This is a genomic window from Micromonospora sp. NPDC049230 (assembly GCF_040647875.1).
In the GTDB taxonomy this organism is placed as follows: Bacteria; Actinomycetota; Actinomycetes; order Mycobacteriales; family Micromonosporaceae; genus Micromonospora.
On the sequence record NZ_JBEZCZ010000005.1, the window covers coordinates 283,106 to 292,740 of the forward strand.

Below are 9,635 nucleotides of genomic sequence, written 5' to 3' on the forward strand. Positions count from 1 at the left end.
GGGGCCGGCCGGCGGCCTCAGGTCATCAGGGTGGTGAGGAAGTCACCGAAGCCCTGGAACATCGCGATCAGCGCGCCCCCGATGGCCTTGAACATCTGCGCGGCGCCGTCCGGCCGGAAGGCCACGAAGTAGATCAGGAACGCGACACTGCCCCAGGTCAGCAGCTTCTTGACGAATACTGGCATCGTCCCTCCCCAGGGCCACGGTCGCCGGATGGCTTCCCGTCGTGCGGCCGGGCAAACGATGCGCGGCGCGGCCCGCCGGCCGGGGGAGGTGTGTCAGAGGTAGAGGCCGGTGGGGTCGTTCTCGATCCGCTCGGCGGCCACGGCGTGCACGTCGCGCTCCCGCAGCAGCACGTACCCGCGGCCGTGCAACTCGACCTCGGAGCGGTCGTCCGGGTCGAAGAGCACCCGGTCACCGGAGACGATGGCGCGGACGTTCGGCCCCACCCCGACGGCCGTGGCCCAGGCGAGGCGCTTGCCCACCGCGGCGGTCGCCGGGATGACGATGCCGGCGGTGGAGCGACGCTCGCCCTCGCTGCCCTCCATCCGCACCAGCACGCGGTCGTGCAGCAGGCGGATCGGCAGGCCGGCGTCGAGATCATTGTCGGCGGTCACGCCGCAGACGCTACCGTGTCGCCAACTGTGGTTACGCCGGTGGTGGTCGGGGCATTGTGTGGCGGAACTGCCCTACCGTGCCGGGAACGGACGTATGCTGTCCGACCTGTCGCCGTGGGCGGGCCGGTTTCGTTGCCAGGAGGTGCGCTTGAGCCGCTTCGAGCGGGTACGCGGGCGGCTCCGCCGCGCCTACCAGTCACGACGGGAGTCGGCCCGGGCCGACGAGAGCGTTCCGGCTGAGGCCGTGAGCGACGCGTCGGAGGCGGCTCGGGTGGCGTCGCCGGCCGCGCCGGGGCCTGTCGCGCCACCGACGGCCACCGTCGTCGGCGCGGAACCTCCGCTGGACCTGCACAGCTCGACCTCCAGCCGGGACGACGCGGACGTCCCGCACGGGCTGCGGATCGCCGCGGCCTGGTGCTGGCGGCTGATCGTGATCGGTGTGGTCGCCTGGGCACTGGTCAGGATCGTCAGCACCGTCAAGATCGTGATCATTCCGCTGGCCATCGCGTTGCTGCTCTCCGCGCTGCTCGCGCCGGCGGTGGGCTGGCTGCTGCGGGCCCGACTGCCCCGGTCGCTGGCGACGGCGGTGGTGCTCGTCGGTGGTCTCGCCGCGGTGATCGGCACGCTGACGCTCGTGGTCAACGAGTTCATCCGCGGCGTGCCGGAGCTGAGCGAGAAGTCCTCGGAGGGCGTCCGGCAGATCCAGAACTGGCTGAAGACCGGCCCGCTGCACCTCTCCGACACCCAACTCGACCGCTACATCAACGAGGCGCAGGACTGGATCAACAACAACACCTCACGGTTCACCAGCGGTGCCCTGAGCACCGCCGCGACACTGGCCGAGGTGCTGACCGGCACGCTCCTGGTGCTCTTCGCGACGTTCTTCTTCCTGCGCGACGGCAACCGGATCTGGCGCTTCCTGGTCCGGCTGTTGCCGGTGGCCGCCCGGTGGAAGGTCGACGACGCGGGCCGCGCCTCCTGGCAGACCCTCGTCGCCTACGTCCGCGCGACAGTCCTGGTGGCCTTCATCGACGCTGTCGGCATCGGCATCTTCCTTGTCGTCTTCGACATCCCGTTCGCCTTCCCGCTCGCCGCGCTCGTCTTCCTCGGCGCGTTCATCCCGATCGTCGGCGCGGCGCTCTCCGGTGGCGTGGCGGTGCTGGTGGCGCTCGTCGACAGCGGCCCGGTCACCGCGTTGATCATCCTGGGCGTGGTGATCGGTGTGCAGCAGGTGGAGGGGCACGTGCTGCAACCGCTGATCATGGGACGAGCGGTCGCCCTGCACCCGCTCGCGGTGATCATCGGCATCGCCGCCGGTGTCGTGCTCGCCGGCATCACCGGCGCGCTCGTCTCCGTGCCGCTCATCGCCGTGTTGAACACCGCGGTCCGCCGGCTCGCCGCCCGCCGGGTCCCGGACACCCCGCCCGACGCCGTGGTCGTCGCCTCCCAAGCACCCTGACCAACCGGCAGTCAGGACTTGGCGAGGCGTTCCAGGGCGCCGCGGGCCACCTCGGGGCGAGTCGTGTACCAGAAAGGCGGCAGCGAACGGCGCAGGAACGGCCCGTAGCCCCGGGCCGTCTCCAGCCGGGAGTCGAGCACCGCGACCACGCCCCGGTCGCCGGTCGCCCGGATCAGCCGGCCCACACCCTGCGCCAGCCGCACCGCCGCGATCGGCACGCTCACGGCGGAGAAGCCGGAACCGCCACCCGCGTCCACTGCCGCCGCGCGGGCCGCCGCCAACGGCTCGTCCGGCCGAGGGAAGGGCAGCCGGTCGATGACGACGAGCTGGCAGGCGTCACCCGGCACGTCCACCCCCTGCCAGAGCGACATCACCCCGAACAGGCAACTGGCGCGATCCTCCCGGAAGCGCCGGACCAGCAGCGGCAGCGCCTCCTCACCCTGCAACAACACCGGCAGGTCGGTCCGCGCGCGCAACAGCTCCGCCGCCTGCTGCGCGGCCCGCCGAGACGAGAAGAGCCCCAGAGTACGACCACCGAGCGCCTCGACGAGCGCCAGCAGCTCCTCCCCGGCGGCGTCGGGCAGCCCGGAGACACTGGGCCTGGGCAGGTGCGCGGCGACGTACAGGATGCCCTGGCGGGCGTAGTCGAACGGCGACCCGACGTCGAGCGACCGCCAACCGGGGCCCTCGGTCGCCGGGACGACGGCACTCGGGACGGCCTCGCTGGCAAGCCGACGGCCCGGCGCCTCGGCGGCCGGGCGCCCCGGACCGGTGCGGGCGGCCAGCGCCGCCGCGGCGGGAGACGGCGGTGCGGGTGGCGGCGCGTCCAGCCCGAGGGCGCGGGCCACAGTGTCGAACCGGCCGCCCAGCGCCAGAGTCGCCGAGGTGGCGACGACGGTGCGCTCGTCGTACAGGTGGGTGGCGAGGGTGCCCGCCACCGACAGTGGCGCGACGACCAGTGCCCGGCGGTTGCCGCTGTCGTTCTTCTCCACCCAGGCCACGTCGTGGTCGGCCTCCTCCAACAGCCGCTGCGCGGTGGTGGACAGCTCGTCCAGTGCTGCCTTGGCCTGCTGTTTGCGGACCGGGTCGGGATCATCGGCCTTGATGTCGCCGATCGCGTCAAGCGCGGAGCGGGTCGCCGCGTCGAGCAGCGTGCACGCCTCCCGCAACGGCGTCGGCAGCCCGGCGGTGAGCCGCCCGGCCGGCGTCTCGGCCAGCCCGACCGCGAGGGCGTCACCGGCCGCGGTGAGCGCCTCGGCGGTCTCCGGTCGCAGCAGCGTACGGGCCCGGCGGGTGGTCCGGTCGATCAGCTCGGGCACCAGCTCCGCCTGCGCGGCGGAGGAGACCCGGTCGGCCAGCTCGTGCGCCTCGTCGACGATGAGCAGCTTGTGCGGCGGCACGATGTGCCGGTCGGCGAGCATGTCGACAGCGAGCAGGCTGTGGTTGGTCACCACGATGTCGGCCTCCCGGGCCCGGGCCCGCGACGCCTCGGCGAAGCACTCCTGCCCGAACGGGCAGCGGGTCGCCCCGACGCACTCCCGGGCCGGCATCGACACCAGCCGCCAGGCCTGGTCGTCGACGCCTGGGTCCAGCTCGTCCCGGTCGCCGGTGGCGGTCTTCTCCGCCCAGTCGCGCAGCCGCTCGACCTGCTTGCCCAACCGGCCCGCCTCACCGAGCCACTTCGTCCCGCCGCCGGGGCGGGCCGCCGGAGCGTCGAAGAGCGTGTCCTCCGGCTCCTCCGCGGTGGAGTTGTCCAGTCGGGCGAGGCACAGGTAGTGGTGGCGACCCTTGAGCACCGCGAAGGTGGGCCGACGGCCGAGCAGCGGCTCGACCGCGTCGGCCAGCCGGGGCAGGTCGTGGTCGACAAGCTGGGACTGCAACGCCAGGGTGGCGGTGGAGACCACCACCGGGCCGTCCACGGTGAGCGCCGGCGCGAGGTAGGCAAGCGACTTGCCGGTGCCGGTGCCCGCCTGCACGAGCAGATGCTCCCGGTCGGCCACGCACTCCTCGATCGCCGTGGTCATCTGCAACTGGCCGGGGCGTTCCGCACCGCCGGGCACCGCGCCGACCGCCGCCGCCAGCAGCTCCGTGCCGCTGGGCCGGGCACCCCGGCGCCGACCCTTCGCACGGGCCGACGGGGTGGCGGAACCGGTGGCGGTGCGGGGCGGAGTCACCGTGCGACGGTACCCGCCGCCGCCGACACCGGCCGCGCCCATCCGCCGCGTGGCGCGCTGCCGGCCGGACCGGTCGTCGTGGTCACGTCGTCCCGTTACGGCCGCGCTACGACGCGTGGCCAGTATCGGTTAGGGTGCGAATCATGCCGAGCGACATGGTCCGAGTGATCTACCGCAAGTACGACGGCAGCGCCCACCGCGACTACCCGGCCCGCCGGCTCACCGAGGACGACCTCGGCATCTGGCTCGGCGTCCCCCAGGGCACCGAGTCGGTCTACCATGGCCGGCCGTCGGTGGAGAAGATCCCGTTCATCCTGCTGGTGCCACACCGCGCCTGGTGGACGGCGATGTTCAACCCGCCGCCGCGCACCAGCGAGGTCTACTGCGACATCACCACCCCGGCCCACTGGGAGTCCGGCGACACCGTCCACCTGATCGACCTGGACCTGGACGTCGTCCGCCGTCGCGCCACCGGCCTGGTGGAGCTGCTCGACGAGGACGAGTTCGCCGAGCACCGGGCGCGCTTCGGCTACCCGGACGACGTGGTCGCCGAGGCCGAAGCGGCGGCGCAACGGCTCTTCGGGGCGCTCGGTGACGGCACCGAGCCGTTCGCCACCTCGTACCGCAAGTGGTTGGCCCTGGTGGTCTGACACCGCACGCCCGGCCGGCTCACCAGCGCGGCGGCCAGCGGTCGTCGTCGCCAAGCGATGGCAGGTCGGCCAGTTTCTCCGGGTTGATCTGGTTGTAGATGGCGGTGATCCGACCCTGGTCCACGGCGAACACGGTGACCAGGCGGATCGGCCGACCGTCACTGTGCACTGTCTCCATCTGGAGACCGAGCACGCCGTCGACGAGCACCAGCCGGGCCCGCACCCGGCCGTCGTAGCGGCCGGCCCGGCCGAACAGGCCGAGCGTGAAGCGACCCACGGCGTCCGCGCCGACGACCGGTTGGCGGGCCGAGGGGTAGTGCCCACCCGAGTCACCGACGAAGACCACGTCCGCCGCGAGCACCTGAAGCAGCTGGTCCAGCTCGCCGGACTCGGTGGCGGCGACGAACGCCTGGAGCACCCGGCGCTGCTCCGTGAGGTCAGCGGTGTGCCGGGGGACGTCCGGCGCGGTGACCGCCCGGCGTGCCCGGTGGGCGAGCTGCCGGGCGGCCACCTCGGTGGTGCCGAGCACGTCGGCGACCCGGGCGAACGGCATCGCGAACACGTCGTGCGGCACGAGCGCGACCCGCTGCTCCGGCGCGAGCCGCTCCAACACCACGAGCAGCGCCGTGCCGACCTGGTCGGTGCGGACCGCCCGCTCGGCCGGGTCGGGGGCGTACCCGTCCGTCGGCGACGGCCGGCCGGCACGCGACAATGCCGACCCGACGCGTCGGCGGCCCCGCGCTTGGCGGCCGGCCGGTGCCGGGACCATGCCGACCGGTGGTGGTGGTCGGGGGCCTCGGCGGGCGGATCGCCTGCGGGTGGGCGATGATCCGTGGATGAGCGCACCCCAGCAAGGGCAGATCGTGGCACCGGACGGCGGCTCGGTACGGGAGCTGCTGCGGGTCGGCGCACCTGTGGATCTCAGCGCCATCGACCCGCGCTCCACGCCCGGCGTGCCGACGATGGCGGGGCGCGGCGAGCACCGTAAGGCCTGGGCGCGGGAGCAGGTGGAGTTGGTCGGCGGCGAGCTGGGCCGACAGCAGGAGATGCTCTTCGCGATGGCCAAGACCGGGTCGGACCGGCCGCCCCGCCGGGTGCTGCTGGTGCTCCAGGCGATGGACTGCGGTGGCAAGGACGGCACGATCAAGCGGGTGGCCGGCGCGATGAATCCGCTGGGCCTGCACATCCGCTCGTTCGGGCCGCCGACCCGCCAGGAGTTGCGGCACCACTTCCTGTGGCGGATCCGGCGGGAGTTGCCGCCGCCGGGGTACGTGGGGATGTTCAACCGTTCGCACTACGAGGACGTGTTGATCGCGCGGGTCGGTTCGCTGGTGCCGGAGGCGACCTGGCGGGCCCGGTACGACGAGATCAACGCGTTCGAGCGGGAGCTGACCGAGGACCGGGTGACCGTGATCAAGGTGATGCTGCACATCTCGTACGCCGAGCAGGGCAAGCGCCTGCTGGAACGACTCACCGACCCGCACAAGCACTGGAAGTACAACCCCTCCGACGTCGACTCCCGGGCGCACTGGGACGACTACCAGGCCGCGTACGCCGAGGCCCTCAGCCGGTGTGGCACGGACGCCGCGCCCTGGTTCGTGGTGCCGGCGGACCGCAAGTGGTACCGGGACTGGGCGGTGGCCCATCTGCTGCGTGAGACGTTCGACACCCTCGACCTGGGGTATCCGGCTGCCGATTTCGACGTCGAGCACGAGCGGGAGCGGTTGGTTGCTGGGGGAGCGGGTGCGGATGGGACTGTCGAGATGAACAGCAGATGAACGACCGATGAATGACGCCTGGCCAGGGGTGGGCCGGCGAATTCACGGTTCTGTCGTTTCCTAGCATTCACCGAGCGGGTGCCCGACGGGTGCCGCCACCCTTCCACCGACGCGACGAGGTCTGTGCTGTGAAGTTTTCCTTCCGCCCCACCGAGGGCGCCTTCTACGAGCTCTTCACCAGGGCCGCGCAGAACCTGGTCCGGGGCACCGCGCTGCTCAACGAGCTGGCCCTGCCCGGCGTGGACGTGCAGTCGGTCAGCGAGCGGTTGACCGAGGTCGAGCACGACAGTGACCAGATCACCCACGACCTGTACAAGAAGATCAACTCGACATTCATCACGCCGTTCGACAGGGAGGACATCTACCGGCTCGGCTCGCTGCTCGACGACGTGATGGACCATCTGGAAGCGGTCGGCGACCTGCTCTACCTGTACGGGCTGACCGAGCTGCCGGCGCTGCCCCGCGAGCTGCACGAGATGGTCAACGTGCTCGACCAGCAGGCCAAGCTGACCGCCGACGCGATGCCCCGGCTGAAGTCGATGAAGGATCTTGAGGACTACTGGATCGAGTGCAACCGGCTGGAGAACGAGGGTGACCGGATCAACAGGCAGTTGCTCGTGCGCCTCTTCTCCGGTGAGTACGACGCGTTGACGGTGCTGAAGATGAAGGAGGTCGCCGACGAGTTGGAGGCCGCCTGCGACGCCTTCGAGCACGTGGCCAACACCGTCGAGACCATCGCGGTCAAGGAGTCCTGATCCGGTGACTGTCACACCCGAACTCATCGCCGTCCTGGCGGTGATCGGGGTAGCCCTGGCGTTCGACTACACCAACGGCTTCCACGACGCCGCCAACGCGATCGCGACAAGCGTCTCCACCCGGGCGTTGACCCCCCGGATCGCCCTCGGCCTCGCCGCCGTCGGCAACTTCGTCGGCGCACACTTCGGTGCCGGCGTGGCCAAGACCGTCGGCGACGGCCTGGTCACCCTCCCGACCGGGGTGAACAGCCTCGGTGTGGTCTTCGCCGGGGTGCTCGGAGCGATCGCCTGGAACCTGATCACCTGGTACTTCGGTCTGCCCTCGTCGTCCTCGCACGCGCTCTTCGGTGGGCTGGTCGGCGCGACACTGCTGTCCACCGGCGGCATCGTGCAGTGGGGCAACATCGGCGAGAAGGTGCTGCTGCCGATGGTGCTCTCGCCGATCGTCGGCCTGACCCTCGGCTACCTGCTGATGCTGGCCATCCTCTGGCTGTTCCGCAAGGGACAGCCGGGCAAGCTCAACCGGGGCTTCCGGTGGGCGCAGACCGTCTCGGCCGCCGCCATGTCGGTGGGCCACGGCATGCAGGACGCCGCCAAGACCATGGGCATCGTGGTGCTGGCGCTCTACACCGGTGGTTTCCAGGAGAGCAAGACGCACATCCCGGGCTGGGTGTTCTGGACGTCGGCGACGATGCTGGCCCTCGGCACGTACGCCGGCGGCTGGCGGATCATCCGCACCCTCGGCCGCAAGATCATCGACCTGGGGCCGCCGGAGGGCTTCGCCGCCGAGACGGTCGCCAGCGCGGTGCTCTACTTCAACGCACTGGTGCTGAAGGCCCCGATCTCGACCACGCACACGATCACCTCGGCGATCATGGGTGTGGGTGCGACGAAGCGGCTCTCCGCGGTCCGCTGGAACGTCGCCGGCAACATCGTGCTCGCCTGGATCATCACGTTCCCGGCCGCCGCACTGATCGCCTGCGTCACCTACCTGCTGGTCCGGCCGCTCTTCGGCTGACCGTCGCGGAGAGAAGGGCCCCTCCGCGCGGAGGGGCCCTTCTCTTTCACGCGTACCGCACGCCGATCTGTTCCCGCACCGTGTCCAGCAGGGCCATCACCTCAAGCGTGGCCGCGTGCGGCACGAGTGGGCTCTCGGTCAGCCCGGCCGCCAGGCAGCGCTGCACCTCGATCGCCTCGTACTGGTAGCCGTTGCCGGCCCCGTCGGCGACGATCGTCTCCGGCTCCGCGCCGGCCCGGTGCAGGAGCACCGAACCCGGCCGGAAGAACGGCTCCGGCAGGTCGATCCGCCCGGTCGTGCCGGTGATCGAGGCGGTTAGCCCGCTCAACCCGACAATGCCGCAGCTCAGCGTCGCCAGCGCTCCGGTGTCGTAGCCGAACAACAGGCCGGTGTTCTCGTCCGTCCCCTCCGGGCCGAGCTGCGCCCAGGACCGGATGTGCTGCGGCACGCCGAGCAGCAGGTGGGCCAGGCTGATCGGGTAGATCCCCAGGTCGAGCAGGGCACCCCCACCCAGCGCCGCGTTGCGCATCCGGTGCTCCGGCGGAAACGGCCCGGCCACCCCGAAATCGGCCCGGACGCCGGTCACAGTGCCGATCGCCCCCTCCGCGATCAGCTCGACCACCCGGAGGATGAGCGGGTTGGTCCGCATCCACATGGCCTCCATCAGGAAGACCCCTGCGGCGCGGGCGGTGTCCACCAGCTCGGTGCTGGTGGCCAGATCGAGGGTGAACGGCTTCTCCAGCAGCACCGCCCGTCCGGCGGTCAGGCAGGTCATCGCCGCCTCGTAGTGCGCGGAGTGCGGAGTCGCCACGTAGATCGCATCGACCTCCGGGTCGGCGGCCAGCTCCACCCAGGAGCCGTACGCCCGCTTCGCGCCGTACGTGTCGGCGAAGCGGCGCGCGCTGTCGGCGGCGCGGGAACCGACAGCGACCAGTTCGGCGTCCGGCACCAGCCGGAGGTCTTCGGCGAAACGGCTGGCGATGTGGCCGGTGGCCAGGATGCCCCAACGAGTCATGCGCGAAACGCTAGTCGCCCCCACCCCACCCCCGCCCCGCCCCCACCTCGTCGATCATGGAGTTATTGCCCGGCGGCACGGCGTGTCGTGGCAATAACTCCATGGCCTGGATATGAATCGGCGGCACGCAGTCCAGGCAGTTACGCGTCCACGCACCAGCCGAAGCGTC

At 71.5% G+C, this 9,635-nt stretch carries 10 protein-coding genes; 5 read left to right on the plus strand and 5 right to left on the minus strand.

Annotated features, from left to right (window positions below):
• Positions 1-17 precede the first annotated feature (17 nt).
• Positions 18-185 (minus strand): hypothetical protein, encoded by a 168-nt coding sequence (locus AB0A95_RS07170; protein WP_357068185.1) that lies wholly within the window; start codon positions 183-185, stop codon positions 18-20.
• A 93-nt stretch (positions 186-278) separates the two neighbouring features.
• Positions 279-617: a co-chaperone GroES gene (locus AB0A95_RS07175; RefSeq protein ID WP_145778711.1), complete on the minus strand. Its 339-nt coding sequence runs from the start codon at positions 615-617 to the stop codon at positions 279-281.
• Between the two features lie 94 nt (positions 618-711).
• On the opposite strand from AB0A95_RS07175, the gene AB0A95_RS07180 reads away from it, so the two are divergent.
• On the plus strand, positions 712-2,076 hold the full coding sequence (locus AB0A95_RS07180) for an AI-2E family transporter (RefSeq protein WP_357554731.1): 1,365 nt from the start codon (positions 712-714) through the stop codon (positions 2,074-2,076).
• 11 nt (positions 2,077-2,087) lie between these two features.
• Here the strand turns inward: AB0A95_RS07180 and AB0A95_RS07185 are convergent, their stop codons facing one another.
• Positions 2,088-4,292: an ATP-dependent DNA helicase gene (locus AB0A95_RS07185; protein ID WP_357554732.1), complete on the minus strand. Its 2,205-nt coding sequence runs from the start codon at positions 4,290-4,292 to the stop codon at positions 2,088-2,090.
• 101 nt (positions 4,293-4,393) lie between these two features.
• Between AB0A95_RS07185 and AB0A95_RS07190 the strand changes: the two genes are divergently transcribed.
• Entirely contained in the window at positions 4,394-4,900 is a 507-nt protein-coding gene (locus AB0A95_RS07190) for a DUF402 domain-containing protein (protein WP_357554733.1), read from the plus strand.
• Between the two features lie 19 nt (positions 4,901-4,919).
• Here AB0A95_RS07190 and AB0A95_RS07195 read toward each other — a convergent pair whose 3' ends face one another.
• Positions 4,920-5,669 (minus strand): sigma factor-like helix-turn-helix DNA-binding protein, encoded by a 750-nt coding sequence (locus AB0A95_RS07195; protein WP_357554734.1) that lies wholly within the window; start codon positions 5,667-5,669, stop codon positions 4,920-4,922.
• Positions 5,670-5,736: 67 nt separating this feature from the next.
• Between AB0A95_RS07195 and AB0A95_RS07200 the strand changes: the two genes are divergently transcribed.
• From AB0A95_RS07200 to AB0A95_RS07210, 3 genes are all read left to right on the plus strand, one after another.
• Positions 5,737-6,678 carry a PPK2 family polyphosphate kinase gene (locus tag AB0A95_RS07200; protein ID WP_357554735.1) on the plus strand — a complete coding sequence of 314 codons (942 nt, stop codon included), beginning with the start codon at positions 5,737-5,739 and terminating at the stop codon, positions 6,676-6,678.
• A 128-nt stretch (positions 6,679-6,806) separates the two neighbouring features.
• Positions 6,807-7,433 (plus strand): DUF47 family protein, encoded by a 627-nt coding sequence (locus tag AB0A95_RS07205; protein WP_053655020.1) that lies wholly within the window; start codon positions 6,807-6,809, stop codon positions 7,431-7,433.
• Positions 7,434-7,437: 4 nt separating this feature from the next.
• Positions 7,438-8,451 carry an inorganic phosphate transporter gene (locus AB0A95_RS07210; RefSeq protein ID WP_357554736.1) on the plus strand — a complete coding sequence of 338 codons (1,014 nt, stop codon included), beginning with the start codon at positions 7,438-7,440 and terminating at the stop codon, positions 8,449-8,451.
• 46 nt (positions 8,452-8,497) lie between these two features.
• Here AB0A95_RS07210 and AB0A95_RS07215 read toward each other — a convergent pair whose 3' ends face one another.
• Entirely contained in the window at positions 8,498-9,466 is a 969-nt protein-coding gene (locus AB0A95_RS07215; protein ID WP_357554737.1) for a Gfo/Idh/MocA family oxidoreductase, read from the minus strand.
• Positions 9,467-9,635 lie beyond the last annotated feature (169 nt).

Excerpts from the sequence above, each read along its gene's own strand:
- AB0A95_RS07170 (WP_357068185.1), bottom strand. The coding sequence starts at position 185 with ATGCCAGTATTCGTCAAGAAGCTGCTGACCTGGGGCAGTGTCGCGTTC.
- AB0A95_RS07180 (WP_357554731.1), top strand. The coding sequence starts at position 712 with ATGCTGTCCGACCTGTCGCCGTGGGCGGGCCGGTTTCGTTGCCAGGAG.
- AB0A95_RS07185 (WP_357554732.1), bottom strand. The coding sequence starts at position 4,292 with ATGGGCGCGGCCGGTGTCGGCGGCGGCGGGTACCGTCGCACGGTGACT.
- AB0A95_RS07190 (WP_357554733.1), top strand. The coding sequence starts at position 4,394 with ATGCCGAGCGACATGGTCCGAGTGATCTACCGCAAGTACGACGGCAGC.
- AB0A95_RS07195 (WP_357554734.1), bottom strand. The coding sequence starts at position 5,669 with ATGGTCCCGGCACCGGCCGGCCGCCAAGCGCGGGGCCGCCGACGCGTC.
- AB0A95_RS07200 (WP_357554735.1), top strand. The coding sequence starts at position 5,737 with ATGAGCGCACCCCAGCAAGGGCAGATCGTGGCACCGGACGGCGGCTCG.
- AB0A95_RS07215 (WP_357554737.1), bottom strand. The coding sequence starts at position 9,466 with ATGACTCGTTGGGGCATCCTGGCCACCGGCCACATCGCCAGCCGTTTC.